This is a genomic window from Ohtaekwangia kribbensis, assembly GCF_042676245.1.
GTDB classification, from domain to species: Bacteria; Bacteroidota; Bacteroidia; order Cytophagales; family Cyclobacteriaceae; genus Ohtaekwangia; species Ohtaekwangia kribbensis.
On sequence record NZ_JBHTKA010000007.1, the window covers coordinates 1,023,287 to 1,046,894 of the forward strand.

Below are 23,608 nucleotides of genomic sequence, written 5' to 3' on the forward strand. Positions count from 1 at the left end.
GTGTAGGTATACCGTTGTTAACTGTTTTTCGCTTCTGTTTCTTTCTTCTCGCCTTTGGAAGGGAGTGCATCCTGCAGCGGTGCTTTATACAGGCTGGGAGGGAAGCCGTTAAGTTGTCGCCAGATCTCATACCATACGGGTACATTTTCAAGCATTACCCACCCGCGTGTACCTGAACCAACGCGCAACTGCTGCGGCCATGCCTCTTCTGCTTTGTCCGGTATAACAAGCATTCTGAATTCACCAGGCTGTGAGCTTACATAATCAATTACTTCTACGGTTCCGCCAAAGCTTCCTACGGAAACACTCGGCCATCCGGAGAATTGCAACGCGGGCCATCCGTCAAATTCAACGCGCACTTTTCGTCCCTTGCTGATCAGTGGCATGTCCATAGCCTTTACATACATCTCTACCGCCAGGTCAGTCACTTCAGGCATCACGGTGCAAACAGCGTCACCTTCTTTTATAGTTTCACCTATACCTGCTTTCATCGCGCGTACCACATAGCCACTCTGCGGAGCCGTGATCTGGTACTGGCTGCTTCGTATCTGCGTGTTGGTATATTCATTGGTGAGTTTGGATATCTCGCCCTGTGTCTCAAATATTTCACCCTGCGTAGCACTCAGGTCCGATTCAGATTTACTGATCTTCTCCTGGTACTCAGCACGAAGTCTGGCAATTTCCAGAGTTGCGTTCCTGTAGTCTGCTTCACTGCCCTGGTATTTATACTCGATCTCCTGAAATTTAGTGAGCGGTATATTTCCGGCTTCATATAATTTTTTATTTCGCTGATACTGGTTCTCAGCGTTCTGTAATTTTACACGTTCTGCTTCGAGCTTGGCAGTGGCCTGTTCGATCTTGCGTTGCATACCTGTTTGCAAGGCGGTGATCTGTCGTTGCAGTGCTTCTGCCTTTTCGCTTTTGGATGCCAGGCTGCTCTTCTTCGCAGTAAGCTGTTCCTGCAGGCGAGGCAGTAACTGCGGATCGAAATATTTCTCTTTTACTTCGCGTATCGTCACAATCGTGTCGCCTGCTTTTACAAGTTCTCCTTCACGCACGTGCCACTTTTGTATTTGCCCCGCTATAACAGCCTGTACCGTTTGCGGACGATTTGCAGGATTCAGCGCGGTAACTTTTCCGGTGCCCCGTATATTCTGTTGCCATGGTAAAAAGAGAAATACTATAAATATAGCACCGAGTGCCATTAGCCATTTAGCGATCAGTATACCTGCTGCCGGCCGCTTCAATGCACGCAGCGAGTATAGATTTTCTTCCTTTACCATTTTGTCGATTCGATGTGTTGATAGTCGCAGCATACTTTTAATCAATGTAGTTATTGATCGTACCTTTTTTCAGAAGTTCATCAAAGTGACCTTCATCAGAAATTTGTCCGTTGTTGAGAAGTATAACCCGATCGCACGCTGCCATGATCAACGGATCATTGGATACCGCGATTAATGTATACCGGTTTTCAGCATTGATCACCGATTGAAGCAGATCGAGTTTCTCCTGTCGCTTCAGCCCGGAGAAGAAATCGTTGAGAATGATGAGCGCTGGTTTTTTTGCAAGACAGCGTGCCAGTATAAGTTTATGAATGAACGAACTTGAAAATCCTTTTCCGCCACTCACAATGTGAGTATTCAATCCTTCAGGTAAACGGTTGATCTCATCTTCCAACTTTACCTTGCGTATAGCATGTATAGCATCTTCAACGGTTCGTGTAGCACTGCCCAGTGTAATATTCTCCAGTATACTGCCATCAAATATATCTTCCGGTGAAATATTTTTGGCCATACTATCTCGAAGGTGACGGATGTCGAGGTCGCGCAAAGAATAATTGTTGATGGTAATAATACCTTCGTAGTCAGTATGTATACCCGCAATCAGGTTGGTAAGCGTTGTTTTACCAGCATTACCAGGACCTGCTATGCAAATACGCTCACCCGAGTTGATGCGGAGATCAATTCCATTCAATACATGTTCTGGTTTTTCAGGATACCGGTACCGCAGTTGTTTCAACTCGATCGCGTAACCAGCTACAGCATGTCGCTGGAAATCGAGTCCGCCAACTTTCTCCAAGGGCAGATCCGTTATCTGCGCGATCTTGTCTACTGCCGTTAACAGGTCGTAGATAACGTCCATATAGGTGATTGTTTTCTCAACGGCATTCAGAATGAGAATGATGATCACCTCGGAGGCAACAAATTGTCCCAATGTAATTTCGCGGTTAACAACCAGTATTGTACCGAGTATAAGCAAGCTCGCAGTTACTGCCGTTTTAAAAATTACTATGAAAGAGAATTGTGTGATGAGTACCTGGAAGTGAGCTTTCCTGTATTTGAGATAATTATTGACCGTGTTATCGGTTCTGCGAATCGGCAGATCGGTGTTACCGGCAAGCTTGAACGAATTGATGGAGCGGGCAAGTTCTTCCAGCCATTGTACAACTTTATATTTATACTTTGATTCATTGATGGATGATTTCAATCCATTTGATCCGGTAAGCCAGAAGATCAGGAATAATACAAACACCAGTATAAGACTGAAGAATACAAAGAAGGGGTGATAAAGAGACAACAGGATAAGTCCGAACAGAATTTGAATCGCAGCCGAAGAAAGATCGATCAACATTTTGGGCAGTCCCTTCTGTAACGTAATTACATCAAAGAAACGATTGACAAGTTCAGGGGCATAGTTGTTGAGAATCGATTCCATACGAATGCGCGGAATACGAAATGCAAATTCTATAGCGGCTTTGGTAAATACGCGCCTTTGCAAGTGTTCAACGAGGCTTATCTGCACGATCTGCAATATTCCGGTGAACAATACACCCAGGATAACGGCCGCGATCAGCAAGTATACCGAACTGAAAAACACACCACCGGAGATCAGTTCCACTGTATTCTGAATGCCAACCGGCAGCACCAGGCCGATAAGACCGACTACGATGGAGTAGAAGAGTATATATAGTATATCTTTACGCTCTGTGGAGAGTAACCTGAAAAATCTCCTTACCGGACTCATAGGCTCGGGCACAACATCGCCCTCATACGCATAGTCGCTCACCAGGTTCTTGTACGGATAGAGTATATAGCTGAGCACGCCATCCTGGTTAGCGTAGAGCGAAGTAAGGCCGGAGACATCCGTTGGAACTGAAACTTGCGTATCGTCTTGCAGCGCATCGACTGTTATTTTCTTTCGGTCACCGGAAATGAGGACAGGAATGAGTTGCTGTTGCGTTTCGTGAAACACGAGCACCAGTACGTTGTCATCTTTTACCACATCAGGTAATGCTGCAACGGGTATATTTTGCTCCAGGAAAAGCATACGCATCTTGCTGCCCGCTTCGATCAGATCGTTCTTGAATTCGCCAAATTCACTTTTCGTGTAGTGACGATTGTTGATCTCTACAAAGCGCAGGTCGGCCGGGTTGAATTCATGCTTCAACAAGAGTGCAGCTTCGCGCAGTATCCGTATAATTGAGTGGTTGGTCATTTAATCTTTGTATTTATCGTATTCAGTATCATAGTCTCCAGGAACTCGACAAGCTTGTCGTGCTTTTGCCGGGATTCTGTTTTTATATCCGTCAGGGAAGGGAGATGCTGTGCATAGTATAGCTGGTGATTCGCACTCAACACAATGGTGCTTACGAGCGAGTTTGGAAACGGATACTGCGGATTGATCTCCTTCAGAATGCCGGCAATCTTTTTACAAAGCGATTTATAGGGAAGGAAAAGTCCCTCCTTGTTGTCTGTATCAACCTGTCGTGTCAGATACGTTTTTTCAAACTCGGTGTTAACGATTCGCTGAAGTCTCTGCTCATCTACGAAAGGTATATCGGGGTCTGTCTTTTTTTCCTCTACAAGCATACGGATACACATTCGCAAACGCTCTATGGGGCTCGCTATATTTTGAATCTTGTAGTCTATTTTATATTCCAGCCAGGTCCAATACCAGTCAATCAGGTATAACAGCAACCGGTGCTTGTTTTCAAAGTACCGGTATATAGATGCTTCGGTAGAACCGATCTCGGAGCCCAGCTTTTTAAATGTAAAATCATCTGCCCCGGTCTTGTCGATCATTTTAATACTCGATTGAATGATTTTCTGACCCAACGTACTTGACTGGGGGTCACGCAAGTACAAATTGGAATTCAGATGAAACGACACGATAGCCATTAGTTTAAATTTGATAGTATTACTATCATAAACGAATGTGTTGCCATTTTGTTCAGATTGAACCTGATTTTTTTAAAGGCTACATCAGGAAATTGGTTGAGGCTTTCACATGCTGTCGATGCAAGGAGCCTTGCAGGCAGCGTACCGCAACATTGAGTTGTCACTCTGGCGAGCGGGAATGATATTTTCGGAACAATCGTAAACTTAAAAAAAAGACTATTATGAGTACATTCAGCAAACAATCCTACCTGGAGTTATTGGATGAACTGGTGATTGGTAAAACAGAGGAGTTTACCTGGGTGATAGACCGCGAACCAGGACATGGCATTATTCGCACCATTGAGCAGCTTTCCGCGGAAGAAGCATCTTTTCCTATTACAGAAGGAGGCAGCACGGTCGCAGCGCATACAGAACATGTGCGTTGGAGTTTGCAGCTTGCGCTTGGTTTTTTGAAGGGTGAAAGACCTGCCGCAAACTGGGATGAAAGTTGGCGTATAAAAACAGTTGATGAGAAGCAGTGGAAGAAACTTCAGAAAGATCTGAATGATGTTTATACAGCTATACGCGACAGTGTCGGAAAACGTGATGACTGGAACGAACCGCGTATGGTGAAGGGAACTCTGGCGATGCTTCCGCACATGGCATACCACCTCGGGGCTATACGGCAAATGGTTCGGGTGTTGAGTAACAATACAGAGAATAAGATTGGCCTTATGAGTGAGGCCTGATACAAATTATTACCTCTTCAGAAGCACCGATAGCATTTGGTTATCGGTGCTTTTCTTTTTATATAATTGCTTGATCGGCATAGTGTAGCCACGTACGTATTTAGTATTTATTTTTCTTTTCTATATACCTGTTTGTGTACTATAGATGTATAGGTTTTATCCTTGTATTTAGGGTATATTTTGAAGTGATATTTTTATATACATTTAGCCTCACGGAAGTTTACCTTTTACAAGGAGTCAGTTAGGGTATAGTAATTTATAGGTATATATAGCTTTATAAATCTGTATTCAGCGTTCTGGCAAATTTTTTAACCGGTGGTCCCTGTAAAAGTTGAAGATTACCAAACAATCCGGAACATTGTTGTTGTACTTATGGTAAAGGAAGATTCAAAAGTTTGGAAAGAGAATTTCAGGAAGCTAAAAGCCTATCATCAAAAATACGGTAGTTTCAATGTCCCATCCGAAGGTAAAGATAAACTGCTGGCGCGGTGGCTTGAAAACATTCGCAAACATCCGGAGCGACTGCCAGCCAAATCCTATAACGCGCTGATGAAGCTTGGATTTCAATTTCATGCCACAAGCGATTGGAATACCATGTTCAGTAAACTTGAAAGTTTTTACCGGAAGCATGGACATACCTATGTCTCTTCAAATGAACCAGCACTTGAGTCGTTGTTTGATTGGATTACCAATCAGCGACTGTCCAAAGCAGTGCTTACATCGGCACAAATACAAAAGCTAAACAGTGTGCAGTTTGACTGGGAGACCCGCACGCATAAAGATATACAGTGGAGCGAAATGTATCGCGAGCTGCTGGACTTTAAAAAGAAACATGGTCATGTCAAAGTTCCTCAGGGCTTCGAAGAAAATAAAGCATTAGGCAGTTGGGTTTCCCGACAGCGGAGCAGCAAGACGCGAAATATACTCTCTGCCGATCGCGTAAAGCTTCTGAACAAGGTTGGTTTTCTCTGGAAAGAAGATATACTGAAACTGCGTGAAGACTCATGGGATATACGTTATAAGCAATTGGTTCAGTATAAAAAAACAAACGGACACATCGACAGAATCCAGGTGCGTAAAGATCATTTCCAATTGGGCTTGTGGATGGAGACACAGATGAAAGGTCAGAACAGGTTATCGTCACAACGCAGGAAGAAACTGGATGCTATAGGCTTTGCATGGGACAAAGAAGACTTTGCCGAACAGCGCTGGGAAGAAATGTATACCCGCTTGAAGACCTATAAATCGAAGCATGGCCATTGCCAGGTAAAGCAACGCGAAGATTTTAAACTCGCTGTATGGCTGCAACGAAACAAGCGCGATAAAAATAGGATCAGCCGTGAGAAGCGAAAGAAGCTCGAACAGCTTGGCGTGAAATGGCCACATGAACTTTTCCACGAGACGTGGGAGAGTATGTATCATACACTAAAGAGTTTCAAGACAGAGCATAAGCATTTGATTGTGCCGCGCACCGAAGCGCGTCTCTATGAATGGATACAAACACAGAAACGGCTCAAGGCCGAGAATCGTTTGAATAAAATTCGCGACCAGAAATTAACTGCGCTTGGATTTATATGGAAAGGGGAAGCCGCAGCGGAGAAACTGAAGACGTGGGATGTGATGTATACAAAGTTTGCTGCCTTTAAGAAAAAGCATGGCACGCAATATCATATCAAACTGAAAGAACATACAGAACTGGACGAATGGGTGCGACTACAATTGCATAGTAAAGGTAAATTGTCTTCCTATAAGAAAGAGAAGCTGAATGCTATACATTTTCTCTGGGATCGCAGCGGACATTACTGGAGTGAACGATGGGAGCGAATGTTTGAAGCACTGGTTGTCTTCAAGAATAAACATGGACATTGTGATGTGCCACAAAAATATCCGGCTAATCAATCACTTGCCAGTTGGGTAAACGGGCAACGCATGAAAAAGCTTTCTGCTGATAAAAAGAAAAAATTGACAGCACTGGGTTTCTCCTGGAAAAACGAAATTTCCGAAAAACGATGGAAGCAAAGGATAGAAGAATACCTGGAATACAAAAAGATGAAGAAGCCCGTTCCTCATCATACACCTCTATACAGTTGGATATACCAGCAAAGAAAGAACTTTAAAAAGTTACCTCCCGAAAGAAAAGCAACGCTTCTTCGCGTAGGGTTGGATAAGTTGTGATTTGGGAAAATTGAAGATTGGAAAATTGAAATATTGGAAAATTAGGTAAGTCGTAAACGATTGATGCAAATATAGTTGTGCCGTAATCTTCTAATTTTAGAATCTTCCAATCTTATAATTTTCAATCTTTCAATCTCTTGTTAACCTTAAAACGAAGGGTGTCCTTCAGTAGCTCCTGGTTGCCGGGATTGAAATCTTTGAGCTCAGAGACTATAGATCGGTTTACCGGGATTTGCATCGCGATGATTTCGTAAGCCATTTCCTGGATCGCGTCCTGCAGTTTGTGTTTCTTTTTATACTCATGTTTCAGAGCCTGTAAAAAGACCTCACGATTATGCGATGCTACTTCATTCTGATAGAGTGTATTGATCTCTTTTCCTAACTCGTCTATATCCGCAATATGGGCAAAGTAATTCTGCAAGCAGTTGGCAGCATCTTTCTGCATTCGCCAACCATCCAGTAAAGTGGACTGTGCTGCTGGTGAATTTTCCATTTTACCGCGGTATACCAGTGAAGCTTTTACATGCTGACCGCGTGTTTTATAGTCGGTGGCTACTTTTTCATAGTATATATGTGCCTGCGGTTTGTTCGCGAGTGTCATATACAGGTCGCCCACTTTTTCATTTTCATTCAATTCTTTGTAAAGTGCTATGGCATCGCTCGTCATATTTCCCTTCTCATAACACTCTGCAGCCTTGCGCTTATTGCCAGCGTGTTTGAGAAAAATAGTGGCAGCTTCCTGGTAGTGCTTGCCCTCTTCCAATGTTCCGGCAGCTTTGTTATAGTCTTTTAACAACTTCATATATACAAATGCTGCTTTCTGATATTCTTTTCGTTTGATCAGATCTTCAGCGGTTGCATGATACTGTCGTTGCAGATCATAGTAATGATCGCCAAGTTCAATCGAACCGGATGAACCACCCGAGGTGGTATTACCAAAGAGCGAAAAGTCAAACCAGCGTCTGGCAAAATCAATTTGAGCTGTTGTGCCGCCACGCGTAACACCACCTTCACTGAGGGGAATGGCGTACTGCAAGGCGAGATCGGGATCTTTTTTCAAAAGGTCCATCAGGCGCTCAATATTCTTTTTGTTACGCTCCTCCAGGTCTTTAAAATCCTGTTGTACACGGTTCCATTGCTTGTCGTTCTTGAATAGTTTTTGAAAGAACAATTCCAGCTTCGAAGCAGAACTCGCAGAAGAGTTACTTGTTCCTCCCTGCGGAGAACCTGGTGTGTTTGCAAATATAAATTTATAGAACCCGAGTCGCATCTTCTCCCAAAGATTCAGCGGTTTGTTTTCAAGCGCTTTGTGTTTCGGAAATGTCTGTTCTTCCAGGTTCTTCAACACTTCTTCGGCAGGAAGCGAATGGATCTGAAAGCTTCTGATCGTACGCGGGATATACACAGAAAGAGCAGGCTTCGTTACCAAGTCAGGTTTTGCAGTAGATACGGTAATTATATCCGGAAGATTTACTTCTTCGGTTAATTCAACCCAGCCAAAATCAGGATGTACTATATATATTCCCGAAACGAAGAGTTTTTCCAGTTCTGCAGCAGATGGCATCGGAAAAACAGTAGAACGTTCCGGTATATATAGATTATCCGTAACGTGTTGGCACAGTTCATGGCGACCAATGTTGTTTGTGGACATCTTCTCGCGCGAGATGATGAGACAACCCCAGATCGTATTGGGAACAACATCCGGTATAGGATATAGCTGTATATCTGACAATGCTAGTTGCAATGACTGGATCTCTTTGAGCCATTGAACAGCTGAAGCACTTTTGATCAGCAGTCCCTTTAACGGAAAAGTATTCTTATCGGTTGGTATCAGCTTCAGCTCCATGATTTAGAATTGTATTTATATAGCGCCCGAGGTACTTCTTGTAAAATTCTTCCAATGTTATTTTTTGCAGCTGTGCTGAGCCTGCTATTTCCCTCAATTCAACATCGTTTCCGATCTCAGTCATGGTCTTTTGAAACGCAAGTGCTTTTTGTCTTAGGCAATGGGTAAAAATAACGGCATGATTTTCATTGTCAATCATCGACTTTGCGTCCATCAGCGAGAAATTAGCCAGCTCTTTCAGGGTTTTTACGCTTTCTAATTTACGTTCACCGATCCGTTTCAGAATTACTTCATACACGGGCTCTTTGTAATAGTAGGTGTTACCCGCAAATTCATAATCTGTCGCCAACCCTAGTGAACTGTCGAGCGCAGTAGGTATATATATCGTTGGGATCTGCTTGTCACTGCTGTTCAATATTAACAGGCCGGAGCGATTAACTTCAACGGAGCTGCCATCAATAAATACAAATATATTATTATCGTTAAGCTCTGCCGTGGCTTTCGAGGTTAAATCACGGCATTGCATAAATTTAATGTGCATGCTTTGCCCTACGAGTCTCAGTGTGTGAAGCTTGAATACGAGTTCTCCGCCATCATTAATAAATACTTTCGTTACATTTTTTAGAACGGAATGAGCCCAGGTATATTTTGAAGCCGATTGCAATGCGGTTTCCCGTTGTTGAAATTTGCCGGAGTCGATCGTATCGATGCGCTTGACAGTACCGTCTGTTGCTATACTCCATGCTCCAGCGGAATTGGAATGAACAAAATTACCGTCATCAAATATAAAGGAAGGCCCTGTAGTAAATTTCCATTCCCGGAATGGTATAATCTTCTTCTCTGCAGTATGCAAGTCAAGCAGAAGCAGTTCGCGTGTGTTGCTGTTAAAGATCAGTGCAACGTGATGGCGATTTTTCGAAATACCGATTTCGCAGTGATCAGAATGAAAGGGTAGGTTAAAGTACATCAGATCCCAGCCGCGTTCGTGACGTTCCGTTGCCTTGTCGAATAGTCGTAGTATAGTTTGTTCTTTCGTAAACAGGAAGACCTCTCCATCGGGAGCCAGCCTTACTTTTGCAGATGCGTCATCTTTCAGCAGGATCGGATAATTTACACGAAAACCAGGTTGCTGCACACGCTGTTCCGCCTTGAGTGACGCTGGTTTTTTCCAGAGTGTCTCAAGCGGGAGGAGGATGTGTTGTACATGCCGTTTGCTGCTGCCTTGTCGCTTGTATATATCTACATTGCCGGCAATATCAGTATATATATGATAGTGGATACGTTGTTGATGCTCGTTCAATACTTTCAGCAGGGCCGATTGCTTTACTGTAGACGGTTCCGTTATAAAGAATACCTCTCTGTTCGAATCAACTTTGTTCTCTTTTAAAAATGCTTCGAGACTGTGTGCCGGATGAAGGCCTTCTTCAACGATCTGTACGGCATCAATGATTGAATCGATTGTTTCGATGGATACCGTGTGATAAGAAGTGTTTCCCAATACTACCACCGAACAACCTATATCTGTTTTGGGATGACGAGCAATCGCGATGGCTATAGCAAAAGCAATAGCCTTCGGGTTGCCCCAGTTCTTCAGCGTAGCATCGATCAGGATGAGTCGTTGCAGGTTGTTATGCGTGGGAGGAACTTCGCGGTGAATATACAGGGCTTCGTTATTCGCGAGTCGCGATAGGAATAGAAGATCGTCATACGCAAATTCAGAAACAAGAAGTTTATCGAAGTCTCCCTTGTTGGTCAGATCAGAGAAGCCACCCAGCGGCTGCTGGCTCGGCAAAGTGCTGTGTACAGGTATATTTAGTCCGCTCCAGAGCCAGCGAATCAGTGAACCGACAGCAAATGTTTTATAGCTCTGCAAGAGCTCATCTACGAGATCCGTTTTCGGAGCAGGCGTATCATCTCCGGGTGTCTCATCAAACTTGATATCATACTGCTGTGTATCCGGCAAGGCCGCAATGCGATTGATGATTTCCTGTGTACTTTGAAATTTACCAGCCAGTATACTCAGTGGTCTGAAGTCTTTATCAAATACACTATCCTGCAGGGGAACTGGTTGAAGTCCGTTTTCAAATAAGCGTTGATTGTATTGGGCCTGTACACCAGCAGAAGCCTTCAACGATAAAATATTGTGGCATTGTTCGAATAGCGCCTGTAACAGCAACAACCTGCGTTTGCCTTCCTTATAAGGTTTCGGTAATTCTGTTAAGAGTTTCAGAAAGCCAATCGCGCCTGCCAAAGTAGTTTCACTGTTTTTAGGCAGGGAGCCGGATTGCTGAACAATACTATATACGGCATCCAATGACGCAGAACCATTAGGATTCGTAGCGATCATCACCAATAGCAACGAACCGAAAGGAGGTAAGCCCTGCGGATATAGTTTACCTATAATCTCTCCGAGAAGCTCTCGATAAGCGATCGTAGACTCTTTTGGTATAGCGATCACCTCACCGGTATCTTCCCACTGCCAGAAATAATTCTGATACGATTGAAAGTAATTTGCAGGTGTCACGATTGCTGTAGTGGATTGGTGATCGTAACGCGAAATGAGCTCCGGGATAAAGGTACGAGACTTTCTTTCGAAATCAGTTGATAAGAGTTATCGGTGTCCCAAAGAATCCAAGAGTCTCTTCCCGGGTTGATTTTCTTCTGGATCACATCCGATACAGAATGTAATTCAAAATCGTACCCGGTAGGAAAAAGCAGATCCTTGCGCGACCATACCGTTGTACCCGGAATCGGCAACAACGGAGTGCCTAACAGGAATGCCTGATTGGAACCGAGAACAGCCCAACGTATTTTTTCGAGACGAACAGCGGGTGCGTTCTCTATATAGTGACTGAGCACATCAAGTGATACAATCATGGCAACAGCATCGGTCTCCCGATCCGATGGTACCATTGTAATGCTGATCGTATCATGTATACCAAAATAATTATGGTTGAGCGATGGAAGCTTAACCGGCAGGGCGCGGTCTATTGGTGTCCACAGCAATCCAGGCACATTACGTTCGGGTAATTTCCGATCGAGTAAATAAAGCTGATTACCTTTCTCATAGTATGCCGTGGCAAAAGGTATCGAACGTACTTCGGTCGAGTATACCTGCTGGTAATTCAGATCCCTGATCCAAATGATATTTTCATCGAAGCCGGCTTTCAGATTGGTCCATTGCCGGATGCGCGCCAGATCATTTTTATAGGCCTGCGGAATCGAAAGGAAATATACTATACTGCCTCCAGCATCTTTTTCCATAACTGTTCTATTTCAGCCTGTATATGATCTTTGTGCTCATTCTTTTTGATCCAGTTACAGCGCGTTTGCACATAACGGAGTTTATCCTTGATAACATTCTGTTCTTCGAACGAGAGGTTACCTGACTCCCAACGTGAAGCAAGCAGCTGTACATCTTTGATCAGCTCTTCTGCCTGGGGAGTTTTGTTATAGTGTGCCTGCGGATGTGGCTGCAGTGCTGTATCTTTTTCAATGATCGAGTCAATGATACCTGCCAGTATTTCGATCTGCTCTTCCGTGTCCCATATATATTTCAACACCCACAAGTCAGAAAGAATCGCCTGCGTCCGGTTGCTGATCAGTGCACTCGCGGCCATCAGGTTCTGAATCTTTACAGCGCGCCTGTCCGAAACTTTTATACCGGTGTTACGCAACGTATGGACTACATCTACAAATTGTTTCCGGACAGGAGCAAGGTCTACCTGGCGACAACGCTGCTGCAGCTCGGTAATTTCCTGTGGTGTTATTACCGGACGCTCAACAGACCGGCTCTCCAGATTCCAGCCTGCGAGCAATACCTCTTCCAGTAAATCAGTATCAACGTAGTCACAACGCACGCGGATCAGGAAGCGATCAAGCAGCGCATTCAGCGCTTCGTCTTCAGGCAACACGTTACTCGCGCCTACGAACATGAGCGCAGGAAGTTTACGGGTTTCTTTACCGCGTCTGAAAATGCGTTCGTTCAATGCCATGAGCAAGCTGTTCAATATAGCACTGTTGGCATTGAAGATTTCGTCCAGAAACACCATGGATGCTTCCGGCATCATACCATCGGTGTTGGTAATGAGTTCGCCTTCTTTCAGTTTACGAATATCAAATGGACCGAATATCTCGTTGGGCTCTGTGAAACGCGTGAGTAAATATTCAAAGTTCTTTCCGCCCTGAATACAATCTGAAAGCTGCCGGATAATAGCGCTCTTCGCTGTGCCGGGAGGGCCCAGAAGAAAAGCATTTTCACGGGCCAGCAAACTTATACCCAGCAGATCAACAATTTCATTTTTTCCAACGAAAGAGTTTTTTACAAATGTCAGAACCTTGTTCAGGTTGTCAATAGTATTCATGGTTCAGGAATAATAACGTCTTTAAATTCTTTCCACAAGGTATCGCCATATATACCCAGTGATGCACGAATTGTTTCAAGGAAGAGCGGATGTTTAGCCAGTTCTGTTTTTCGATAGTATATAATACGTTCGGTATATAGCGTCAGAAGAGCAGAGGATGAGACAATCGGGCCCAAGTCAAGTTTTGAAATGTCAAGTGCGGCAGATATACCGGAGTAGTGCCACTGTATCAATAATTCATCCAGTAACACGAGTAGCGGATCCTCGGGATCGATTACGTGTAAATGCTCCCGCATCGCTGGTATAAATCGAAGGCATAGATCAGCCGATAAAATTGCGGAATCATTTTGCTCTTGGGTAAATACCGGCAGTAAAGCGCGGAGATCTTCCGGTTTATTTTCGCGGTATAGCATCAACTGTGCAGCCTTGTATACCAGTTGTGCAGACCACGAGGCTGCAGCTGCATGGAACGGGGGAGCACCGGATGGATACTGTAATACTTCACGATTATACTCTTGTTCCAGGAAATGGATTACCGCTTCCAGATCGGGTTGTGTAACATGCAGGAGATTTCCATATAGCATCACTTCCTCGTGTTGCCGGAGCTGCGCGATCATTTTCAGAAAGTGGTTATCTATTGCCATATACAGATTTGCAAGATGGCGCGATCTGCGGAGCATAGCAAATTTGAAATGCATGAACTACTCCCGGATTTTAAGCACTTTACACGGAAAACTTACAAGATCGTGGAATTGGAGGGGTAGAAGATTGAAATGTTCAAAATTTAAAATTGAAATATAGCGCTGGCACAATCTCCTTAATCTTTCAATCTTGCAATCTTCTAATCTTTCAATTATCTCATCTTCCAATGTTTACAAATAAATTTGCCTTATGTTTCTAATTAAAAAAATGTTTATGAGAGAGGTACTTATGCTTGTGTTGTGGCCGTTGCTTTTGATACAGGGCTATTGTGTGGCACAAACCAACGGTCGGGCTACTGTATACCTGACGGGCTATACATGGAGCAAGAATACACAGGCGGTCGGTTACGTGAGACTTCGAACGGGTGACATTAAATCCATCACACTCGATGGTGAGAATCAGGCTGCATTCAAAATCAGCAAAGATCATCAGCTATCCATTCGTCCTGAAAAATTAAAGGCGGGTGCAACGTATGCTGACGTCAGTATTATCGTTAAGACAACTTCCGGTGAAGAGACCAGTATATTCCGGATTGTTAAAGATGATTTCATCCGGAACAAGGTGATAGCGCATCGTGGTGCGTGGAAAAATACAGGTGCAACTGAAAACTCCATTGCAGCGTTGAACCATGCTATAGCATTGGGCTGTGAAGGAAGCGAGTTCGATGTGCACATGTCTGCTGATTCACTTCCGGTAATTAACCACGATGCATCAATACAAGGTATCTCCATCGCTAAAACCAATTCGAGCGAATTACTAACGATGAAGCTTTCAAATGGTGAATCGTTGCCAACACTCGAAAATTATCTTAAGGCCGGCATGATGCAAAACAAAACAAAACTGATCCTGGAGATAAAACCATCGGAGCTGGGTAAAGAAGGTTCGCTGGCGTTAACACATAAAATTATAACGCTGGTAGAAAAGCTCCACGCACAAGCCTGGGTTGACTATATCAGTTTTGATTATGATGTGTGCAAGGAGGTAATGAAGCTTGCACCGTACGCACATGCTGCTTATTTGAAAGGGGATAAAGCACCCGCTGAACTGGCTGCCGATAATTTGTATGGACTGGACTATCACGTCAGTGTACTGCAGAAAAATCCAGACTGGTTAACCGATGCAAAGAACAGAAAGTTAACGATCAATGTATGGACGGTGAATGACAAACTGGTGCTGGATGAACTGCTTAAACAAAATGTAGATTTTATCACTACCAACGAACCTGAATTATTGCTTTCGTTGGTGAAGCGATAACACGGATTCATTATACTATAAATAAAAAAGAAGAGTACAGCCTCTTCTTTTTTATTTTATATAAAAACAAGAGACCGTCCTTTTGAGACGGCCCCTGTTGGTTAGGAAAAGTTAACTATCAAAAATTATCGCTTGATCACACGTTGCTTGGCAACTTTACCATCTGCATTTACAGTCAGTATATATATACCGGCAGGGAGTCTGGTAGTACCGAAGTCAAGGTTGATTTCAGATACATCATGCTGAACATCTTCCAGAACTGTGTAGCCATTCATATCTTGTAATGCGATCGAAACATTTTCACTTTGTGCAGTCAACGTCAGGTTTAGTCTGTCAGTGAAAGGATTCGGACTTGCCTGTACAGAAGCAACCGCAGTTGTCTCGTCTGTTGTCTCAAATTCTTCTTCAGCAGTTGCTGAGCGAGCCGTTGTAGTAGTTTGTTCTGTTAATGCTACAATCTCGATGCCATTCACTTGCGGGTTACCTACTGAGCGAACGAAGTCCAGGTCAAGTGTACCGTCTGTTACAGTTATTTCAAACTGCTTTTTCAGTGCGTTCATTCCTGCTTCAGCATAGATATCGATGTTGCTGAGTTTGCGTGTACCCTCTGCGTTGATGTGGAACACACGTGCACCAGCAGCTTTCACACCACCTGTATACGGAGTCTCTGCGAAGTACAGATTTACCTTATACGTTCCGCTTTGTACAGGGAAGTTCCATTCCATGGTAGTACCACCGTAAGTAGGCGAGTATCGGTTCGGACCAAACATATTGTTAGGAGCACCGGTTGTATTTGTACCAGTCCAGCTTGAACCGCCTGCAGTATAGTTTGCGCTGGCAGCATCCAGATATTGAGACTTGGCAGCTTGTGTATCAGAGATCCAGTTGATCGGGCTTGCGCTGATCGTTGCACCACCGGTGTTGATTCGGAAAATCGGAGTTTCAACGATTACAGGAGGCTTCGCAGCATCATTCACCGTTACAACTACATCGTCATACGCAGTGGCACCAGTATTGTCTGTTACAGTAAGTCTGAAAGTATAGGTACCAGCTACCAGTGCAGAAGCAGATAGTGTAGCCGTAGTAGCATTCGTCAACGTAGCAGCACCACCGCTTTGTTTTGTCCAGTTATACGATGCTATAGATCCATCAGAGTCGCTTGCAGTTCCGGTGAGTGATACGGTTGCTGTAGGAAGTGTTATCGTTTTATCAGTGCCCGCGTTTACAGTAGGCAGCACGTTGCTAACAGTTTGCAATTCGAATGCACCGATATCATATACACCACCGGAAGGTCTTGCTTTGCTGTCGTAGTCGAACGTTACACCGTATGTAGATGTTGCAGTACCTTTGTTCAACGCTGGTGATGTGTTAAGCAGGTGATAATCGTTTGTAGCAGCATTTACAAATTTCGCGTCAGCAATGTTTGCACTATAGTAGTTGTTCACTTCTTCCATTTTCACGGTAGCAGGAGCTTTGTTTACATATACACCTGTGCCCGGCTTGATGATAATGTTGTTGATGAAGTGGTTCATGGCCACACGCTCGGCAGCGATCTTTAAGCCATCGCCACCGGGTGTGATAATCGTGTTGTTGATGAAAGAGAAACCAGGACCGAGTGTACCGCTTGTTGTAGCGTCATCACAATATATACCGTTGCTGCCTGCACCGATGATGATGTTATTATAGATAACGTTATCGCCTTTACCTTGTACAATTATACCATTACCAGGACCATTTTTGATGATGTTGTTATACATTTTACCACCGGTACCAAGGCCGATTTGCACACCGTTGTTCTGATAGTTTGCAAATGGATCCTGTCCGAAAAGTTCGATGTCATTATTATATATTTCGCAACCCGATGAAGCCGTACCAACCTGAATCGCTTCGCAGCCTGTGCGTTTGATGATGTTCTTATATACTTTGCAACCAATGATGTCGTGAGGATAAAGTGTTGTACCGCTGCACGAAGTGTTACCAGTCCATCCGTTATAGAATGAGTTACCGATATACATACCTTCACCCGTTACATCGTGCACATAGTTTTCGTGTATAACAACGTTATACATGGTAAATACACCGCGGTTTGCAGTCAGATCGCAACGCGGGTCTGTTTTCGCCATGATACCCGAAAAACCAGCACCTGCAACTTCTACGTGATCCACTTCAACATCAGAACTTAAATCTGTTACTACAAATGCATTCGATCCTGATTTTGAAGTCTTCGCGCGTATACCATAGTTGTTCGCAGCATCTCCGGTTCCCGTTACACGGAAGTAGCGGCTTGCTGAAAACCACACGGCATAACTCTTATCCGTATTCTCTATATTAGCTACGCCACCGCAGTTCTTTATTATAACTGGATTCGCTGCAGTACCTACTATATTAGAGAATCTCAATACACTTCTGTTACCTGCTTGTATACAGATCACATCCCCCGGTTGAATGGATAAAGCCTTTCCATCAACATTCGTCTCCGTCAGTCCTACTGTGTACTTGCAATTACAACTTTGCGCCCATGAAAGACGTGCAATAAGAGACACAACCACCACTAAGACAATTTTCAACATCGTTTTTGCTTTCATCACTTGTTATAGTTTGTTACCACTTTATTTAACCACCAGCACCTTGCTGATTGAAAGTTTGATGATGCAAAGCTATAGCGCCCCGAAAAGGTAATTCTGTTTCATATCTACACCGGCTTACATGCGATAGAGTTATGTTTACTTTTTTGCCCAAAGCGAAATGATGAGGCAAAGTATAGATGTGCGAAGACTATATTTGGACAGCTCAGCATTAATTACATACCGAAGTAAATAGAAGATGTGTCGATATGATCGGTGAAAGGAGAAACATCTGTGAACGATGTGTATTTTCAATTTTACTTCGGGATGTCACACAAAAAGTGTTCGTACGTTTATCATGAACACATGTTAAATTTTTTGTTTCAGTTAAGGTTGAGATTCAAAATATACTGACGAGTCTGTCGAAAAAGTGTATCAACTGCATGTGAACGTGTGGATGATATCGATGCATCGCAGGTCACTGTCTCATTTTCTTATCATCACCACTTCATTTATTACATGTGTCCATCTTGACTGGTGCGGAAGCATGTAGTGTACATAAAAATCAAAAAAGTATATATATCAGAAAAAAAGTACAAGCTTCCCGCGCGACTTGCCGTGAAGAATTACAGAGCAAAAAGATTTTTTTAATGAAAAGGAGCGTGTTTGTTAGAAAATGAAGCGATTAAAAAGGCTTTTCTGATATATACTTTGCTATATATCCTGATATATATATCGGGCTTCCTTACACAACTATATCAGGGCACTATCAGGGAATCCCTTATCCTTACAGGGAAGAAAACAAGGACCATCAGGGCTTTCCTTACTTACTGTGTCTTACGCTGTTACAACACCAGTCTTAAAGTCGTCTTATGGTTGGCGGAACAGTGTCCACAATTCAATGACGAGAAAATTTCAGGTGTCTCATGAATCTTTTTTTATGGTCAATCGTTAAAATGACCGATCGGTCACTTATATTTGTGCCGAAACGAAGCCATGACAAAAGCTGAACGCACACGGGAACTGATTATCACGAAAGCTGCCCCACTCTTTAATACAAAAGGCGTGGCCGGAACTTCAATGAGTGATATCCTGGAAGTTACGAAACTAGCCAAGGGGAGTCTATACGTTCACTTCGAAGACAAAGAGGATCTGGCGCACGCTGTTGTTGATTATCACATTGAGCGCCTGGGGAAAGCTATTGAGACAGCGCTTGGTAAAGCGGATTCCGCGCAGGGAAAATTGCTGGCGTATATCGATCTCTTTATGGATCCTGTAAATCCGCTGTTAGCAGGAGGATGTCCCATGTTGAATTTTGGAATGGAATCGGATGATACGGACCAGGTGATTCGAAAAAAAATATGTTCGTTCATGGATACGGGCCTTAAGCTGATCTACTCTATAATAAAGAGTGGAAAGGACAACGGTGAGTTTAAAGCAGACTGGGACGGCAAAGAGTTTTCCATCAGGATGTTTGCGACCATCGAAGGGGGCATCATGATGTCGCGCATTGCCGGTGACAATAAAACCATGAAAGTGATTGCGCGCGGTTTGAAGAAAGAAATTGAAGATCACAGTGCGTAATTTTTTTTTGATTATAAAATGACCGATCGGTCATTTTTAATAGATAGAACAAGAAGTCTCAACACAAAAATTAGGAACAAATGAAAAAGCAAAAAGTATGGTTTATCACCGGGGCATCGAGAGGCTTCGGTTTTGAAATTGCGAAAGCTGCGCTGCGTGCTGGTGATAAGGTAGTTGCCACAGTACGAAAAAATGCAGAGCAACTTACAGCATCATTGGGTGCGGGTAGCGATCTGTTGGTAGTTGTGCTGGATGTAACCAGCAAGCAACACGTAGAAGAAGGAGTACAGAAAGCACTGGCAACGTTCGGTCGGGTAGATGTCCTCGTGAATAATGCCGGGTATGGCTATCTCGGAGCATTTGAGGAAGCAACGGATGAAGATATATTCAAACAGTATAATACAAATGTGTTTGGGCTCCTGCATGTAACGCGAGCGCTGTTACCACACATGCGACAGGCCAAGGCTGGTCACATCATTAACTTCTCATCCCTGTTTGGTTACAAAGCTTCTGCTCCCGGTTTCGGAATTTATGCGTCAACGAAGTTTGCTGTAGAAGGTATATCGGAGGGGCTGGCATTAGAGGTTAAGCCATTGGGTATCCATGTAACGTCTGTTGCACCGGGTATATTCGCGACCGATTTTCTCGCGAGCGACTCTTATATAGTATCACAAAATTCTATCGAGGCGTATGCTTCTACTGTTGGCCAGTTGAAAGATTTCGCGCATCAGCTACACGGCAATCAACCTGGCGACCCTGCAAAATTTGCGCAGGTAATTATCGCTTTAGCCAACAGCAGCAATCCCCCGGTTCATTTACCCATCGGTAAAGATGCGATTGCTTCCTTCCGTGAAAAGATGGCAGAGACAGAAACCGAAATCAAAGCATGGGAAGAAATTTCCGCCAGCACGGATTTCCAACGTGCAGCGGCAAATGCATAGTATACCTTTTATAAAATTCACACATACCTATACATACAAATGAATATTGAAAACAGAACAGTGCTGATTACCGGTGGTGGTTCCGGCATCGGCTTTGAAGTAGCCAAGTCTCTGAGTGCACTTGGTAATCGCGTAATCATTACCGGAAGAAACGAAGACAAATTATTGAAAGCATCGCAGGCTTTGAAAAATGTTACCGCGATCCGTTGTGATGTTACAAAGGAGAGTGACGTTATAAGTCTCGCGAAAAGAATTAAAAATGAGTTCAGTGATCTCAGCGTACTCATGAACAATGCCGGTGTTGCCCACGTCCATAATCTGCACGAAGGAAGTGATACCTTTAGCATAGCCAACGAAGAAATAGAGATCAACTACTTATCGGTAGTGCGATTAACGGAGCACCTTCTCCCGGTATTGAAAGCCCAGCCAACAGCGGCTATCATAAATGTAACTTCCATTGTGGTGTTTGCTGCCGGAACTGTTATTCCTACCTACTCGGCCAGTAAAGCTGCGTTGCATACCTATACACAGGTGTTACGAAGTGCACTTACCAATACTTCTGTAAAAGTTTTTGAATTGATGCCGCCACTCGTTAATACCGACATGGCAAAAGATATAGGAGGCGAAACGCGTGGAATGCCTTCGTCTGAGGTGTCAAGTCAGTTGCTGACGGCTATACAGAATAATGTATATGAAATTCACGTAGGCATGACTGCCGATCTCTATAAAGTTTTTCTTTCCTCGCCTGAGCAGGCCTTCAAGGTATTGAACCAGGTAGCGTAAGTATTCTTCTCAACAAGTGACAGACAAGTTTGGAACGGTCGTAATAGATATATAATCTTTCGGCTGCGACAGATATTGTCTTCACTTAGTTGATATATACTACAATCGTGCGTACTGGCTAACCCGCATAAAGCTTTCGTCAATAGTGTTAAGTTGATCCACATACCCTCGTGGGGTCGTGCCACTGATCTCTTTAAAATCCCGGATAAGATGTGAAGGGTCGTAGTAGCCCAGTTCAAATGCCATCGCCTCAATTGATTTTCCTTTCCTGGTAAGGTGCAGTATATTTTTCGAACGGATAATCCGTATATATTCTTTCGGAGATATTCCTATGGTTTCTGTAAATACTCTTCTGAAATTGCGAGTACTCATGCATACACGCGATGACAATTTCGACAGGTCTATATTTCCTTTTGAACGTTGAATCATCTCTATAGCAGTTTGCAGATTTTCTGTATGCACACCCTGGTGCTGATCAGTAAAGAACTTCATAAAGTAATTTTCAATGTGCTCGCGCAGGTGTTCTGTATTGGATAAGTCAGGCAGCGGATCAATCATTGTGTTGAGTGTGTTGCCCAAGACCTGCTCCGCCTTTATCAGCGAGGCACTATATATATCCATCCGGTCGTTCAGGATCATATTTTGATACACCGGGTTGAAGACAACACCGATCATGTGAATGTGGCCGGCATAGTGCAGACTGAACTGCTTCCGAAATCCTCCGGCCAGCAGCGCAGTCGGTCTTTGTATTGCTTCCTGTTGCTGATCGGTATGATACACCGCATCACCAAAATTCAGAATGAGTTCGAATGTCCCATCGGGTATGAGCATGTGAGGCTTCGGAATGATCTCCGTGGCGTGTGACCGAAGTATATAGATATACTTGATCTGTTGCGATAAATGTTTCGGCTTGATCTTTTGTAATTCCACGTCAGCAGGATAAATGAATGATCTTTTTCTGATTGGCCGTTTTTTACAACGAATATTAGAAATAAAAAATCAATATTTCGAGCTTCTGTAGCTATAAACAACGTATGGAAAATTTTACACTGGCCAAATCACTCGAGATCCTTTCGCGCACACCGGATGTGCTGCAGGCATTGTTGTTAAACCTCAGCAAAGATTGGACAACGCTGAATGAAGGCCCTGATACCTGGACTCCATGTGACGTTATCGGTCATCTTGTTCATCTCGAAAAAACAGATTGGCTTGTTCGTGTTGAGATCATTATTTCAGAAGAGAGTGGCAAGCGATTCGAGCCCGTTAATCGCACGGCACAGATCGATGAGAACGCAGGAAAATCACTCGATCAACTGTTGACCGAATTCAAAGAGCTGCGATCACAAAATATTGCACGAATCAAATCGAGGAACCTACGAGAGGTTGATATGAGCAGAATCGGTATACATCCCGAGTTTGGCGAAGTAACGCTCGCACAGCTTCTATCAACATGGACTGTTCATGACTTCACACATATAGCACAGATTATCCGTGTAATGGCGAAGCACTATCGGGAAGACGTGGGGCCGTGGATCAAATTTCTAAGCGTGCTTAAATCCTGATTCCATTTTTATTATTTTCAATCTTTATAGCAATTGCGCCATTCCGTAAATGAAAAAAATACTTTTGATAACCGGTGCGAGTACCGGTATAGGTGCTGTTACAGCAACGCTGGCTTCGCGTGCAGGCTATTGCGTATGTATAAATTACCTTCGTAATCATGCCGCTGCAAAAGCGGTGGCATCGTCCATTGAAAAGGATGGAGGAGAAGCCTATATATTTCAGGCCGATGTTTCGGATGAGACTCAGGTGAAATCCATGTTTGAGTCAATCGATCGTGAAGTCGGAATGATCACAGCGCTTGTAAACAATGCGGGTATCATTGAGCCGCAGCAGAAGTTATCAGAGATGTCAGCAGAGCGCTTGCATAAAGTTTTTGCTACGAATGTTGTGGGCAGTTTTCTCTGTGCACGTGAAGCTGTTAATCGCATGTCTACGCGAAAGGGCGGTGCAGGTGGCAGTATCGTGAATGTATCTTCCATGGCAGCAAAGTACGGGGCACCGTTTGAGTATATAGATTACGCGGCTACGAAGGGAGCTGTTGATACGATGACACTCGGGCTTGCCAAAGAAATTGCTGAAGAAAATATTCGTGTGAATGCAGTGCGTCCCGGTATAATCTATACTGATATACATGCCAAAGCGGGCGAGCCTGATCGCATTGAACGTGTAAAAGTGTTTACACCCATGAAGCGTGGAGGTCAGCCCGAAGAAGTGGCGAATGCAATTCTGTGGCTGTTGTCTGATGAAGCATCCTATATTACCGGTACGTTACTCGATGTTTCGGGTGGACGATAGACGCGGGTATATCTGAAATAGTATCAGGTACTTACAACGTTGTTAAAAAATCTTTAACGGTCAGGCTATACTATGGTGACAAGCAGCATCGGTTCGTTTATGATCTGCCGGACGGCTGGCGAAAGGGGATG

General features: G+C 43.8%; 18 protein-coding genes. 8 read left to right on the forward strand and 10 right to left on the reverse strand.

The window, feature by feature from the left end; all coding sequences use genetic code 11:
- Window positions 1-17 precede the first annotated feature (17 nt).
- The 3 genes from ACFQ21_RS19315 to ACFQ21_RS19325 are packed head-to-tail and all read right to left on the reverse strand — an operon-like array spanning window position 18 to window position 4,178.
- Entirely contained in the window at window positions 18-1,316 is a 1,299-nt protein-coding gene (locus ACFQ21_RS19315; protein WP_377581361.1) for an HlyD family secretion protein, read from the reverse strand.
- 4 nt (window positions 1,317-1,320) lie between these two features.
- Window positions 1,321-3,495 carry a peptidase domain-containing ABC transporter gene (locus ACFQ21_RS19320; RefSeq protein ID WP_377581363.1) on the reverse strand — a complete coding sequence of 725 codons (2,175 nt, stop codon included), beginning with the start codon at window positions 3,493-3,495 and terminating at the stop codon, window positions 1,321-1,323.
- Window positions 3,492-4,178, reverse strand: a complete 687-nt coding sequence (locus ACFQ21_RS19325; RefSeq protein WP_377581366.1) for a TetR/AcrR family transcriptional regulator — start codon at window positions 4,176-4,178, stop codon at window positions 3,492-3,494. Before ACFQ21_RS19325 ends, ACFQ21_RS19320 begins: the two co-directional genes overlap by 4 nt.
- A 221-nt stretch (window positions 4,179-4,399) precedes the next feature.
- On the opposite strand from ACFQ21_RS19325, the gene ACFQ21_RS19330 reads away from it, so the two are divergent.
- Window positions 4,400-4,906, forward strand: coding sequence for a DinB family protein (locus tag ACFQ21_RS19330; protein WP_377581369.1), 507 nt, complete (start codon window positions 4,400-4,402; stop codon window positions 4,904-4,906).
- Between the two features lie 315 nt (window positions 4,907-5,221).
- Window positions 5,222-7,081, forward strand: a complete 1,860-nt coding sequence (locus ACFQ21_RS19335; protein ID WP_377581371.1) for a helicase associated domain-containing protein — start codon at window positions 5,222-5,224, stop codon at window positions 7,079-7,081.
- A 121-nt stretch (window positions 7,082-7,202) separates the two neighbouring features.
- Here the strand turns inward: ACFQ21_RS19335 and ACFQ21_RS19340 are convergent, their stop codons facing one another.
- From ACFQ21_RS19340 to ACFQ21_RS19360, 5 genes are read right to left on the reverse strand one after another with little or no spacing between them, the layout of a single operon-like run.
- The gene (locus ACFQ21_RS19340; RefSeq protein WP_377581374.1) at window positions 7,203-8,927 is read right to left on the reverse strand and encodes a hypothetical protein; all 1,725 of its coding nucleotides are present in this window, start codon (window positions 8,925-8,927) and stop codon (window positions 7,203-7,205) included.
- Entirely contained in the window at window positions 8,899-11,451 is a 2,553-nt protein-coding gene (locus tag ACFQ21_RS19345; protein ID WP_377581376.1) for a ribosomal protein L7/L12, read from the reverse strand. Before ACFQ21_RS19345 ends, ACFQ21_RS19340 begins: the two co-directional genes overlap by 29 nt.
- Window positions 11,448-12,191: a hypothetical protein gene (locus tag ACFQ21_RS19350; RefSeq protein ID WP_377581378.1), complete on the reverse strand. Its 744-nt coding sequence runs from the start codon at window positions 12,189-12,191 to the stop codon at window positions 11,448-11,450. Before ACFQ21_RS19350 ends, ACFQ21_RS19345 begins: the two co-directional genes overlap by 4 nt.
- Complete coding sequence (locus tag ACFQ21_RS19355; RefSeq protein ID WP_377581380.1) at window positions 12,164-13,291, reverse strand: AAA family ATPase; 1,128 nt, start codon at window positions 13,289-13,291, stop codon at window positions 12,164-12,166. Before ACFQ21_RS19355 ends, ACFQ21_RS19350 begins: the two co-directional genes overlap by 28 nt.
- A complete protein-coding gene (locus ACFQ21_RS19360; protein ID WP_377581382.1) occupies window positions 13,288-13,935 on the reverse strand; it encodes a hypothetical protein in 648 nt (215 codons plus the stop codon). The genes ACFQ21_RS19355 and ACFQ21_RS19360 overlap by 4 nt, the downstream gene beginning before the upstream one ends.
- A gap of 271 nt (window positions 13,936-14,206) precedes the next feature.
- On the opposite strand from ACFQ21_RS19360, the gene ACFQ21_RS19365 reads away from it, so the two are divergent.
- The gene (locus tag ACFQ21_RS19365) at window positions 14,207-15,247 is read left to right on the forward strand and encodes a glycerophosphodiester phosphodiesterase (protein ID WP_377581384.1); all 1,041 of its coding nucleotides are present in this window, start codon (window positions 14,207-14,209) and stop codon (window positions 15,245-15,247) included.
- Window positions 15,248-15,372: 125 nt separating this feature from the next.
- Here the strand turns inward: ACFQ21_RS19365 and ACFQ21_RS19370 are convergent, their stop codons facing one another.
- Entirely contained in the window at window positions 15,373-17,832 is a 2,460-nt protein-coding gene (locus ACFQ21_RS19370) for a PKD domain-containing protein (protein ID WP_377581386.1), read from the reverse strand.
- Window positions 17,833-18,807: 975 nt separating this feature from the next.
- Between ACFQ21_RS19370 and ACFQ21_RS19375 the strand changes: the two genes are divergently transcribed.
- From ACFQ21_RS19375 to ACFQ21_RS19385, 3 genes are all read left to right on the forward strand, one after another.
- Entirely contained in the window at window positions 18,808-19,395 is a 588-nt protein-coding gene (locus ACFQ21_RS19375; protein WP_377581388.1) for a TetR/AcrR family transcriptional regulator, read from the forward strand.
- Between the two features lie 80 nt (window positions 19,396-19,475).
- Window positions 19,476-20,336: an oxidoreductase gene (locus tag ACFQ21_RS19380; RefSeq protein WP_377581391.1), complete on the forward strand. Its 861-nt coding sequence runs from the start codon at window positions 19,476-19,478 to the stop codon at window positions 20,334-20,336.
- Window positions 20,337-20,375: 39 nt separating this feature from the next.
- Window positions 20,376-21,119 (forward strand): SDR family oxidoreductase, encoded by a 744-nt coding sequence (locus tag ACFQ21_RS19385; protein ID WP_377581393.1) that lies wholly within the window; start codon window positions 20,376-20,378, stop codon window positions 21,117-21,119.
- A gap of 99 nt (window positions 21,120-21,218) precedes the next feature.
- Here the strand turns inward: ACFQ21_RS19385 and ACFQ21_RS19390 are convergent, their stop codons facing one another.
- Window positions 21,219-22,049 carry a helix-turn-helix transcriptional regulator gene (locus ACFQ21_RS19390; RefSeq protein ID WP_377581395.1) on the reverse strand — a complete coding sequence of 277 codons (831 nt, stop codon included), beginning with the start codon at window positions 22,047-22,049 and terminating at the stop codon, window positions 21,219-21,221.
- Window positions 22,050-22,153: 104 nt separating this feature from the next.
- Here ACFQ21_RS19390 and ACFQ21_RS19395 point away from each other — a divergent pair, with 104 nt between their 5' ends.
- Together ACFQ21_RS19395 and ACFQ21_RS19400 are read left to right on the forward strand one after the other, a co-directional pair.
- Window positions 22,154-22,681, forward strand: coding sequence for a DinB family protein (locus ACFQ21_RS19395; protein WP_377581397.1), 528 nt, complete (start codon window positions 22,154-22,156; stop codon window positions 22,679-22,681).
- 49 nt (window positions 22,682-22,730) lie between these two features.
- Window positions 22,731-23,477, forward strand: a complete 747-nt coding sequence (locus ACFQ21_RS19400; protein ID WP_377581400.1) for an SDR family oxidoreductase — start codon at window positions 22,731-22,733, stop codon at window positions 23,475-23,477.
- Window positions 23,478-23,608: the final 131 nt, after the last annotated feature.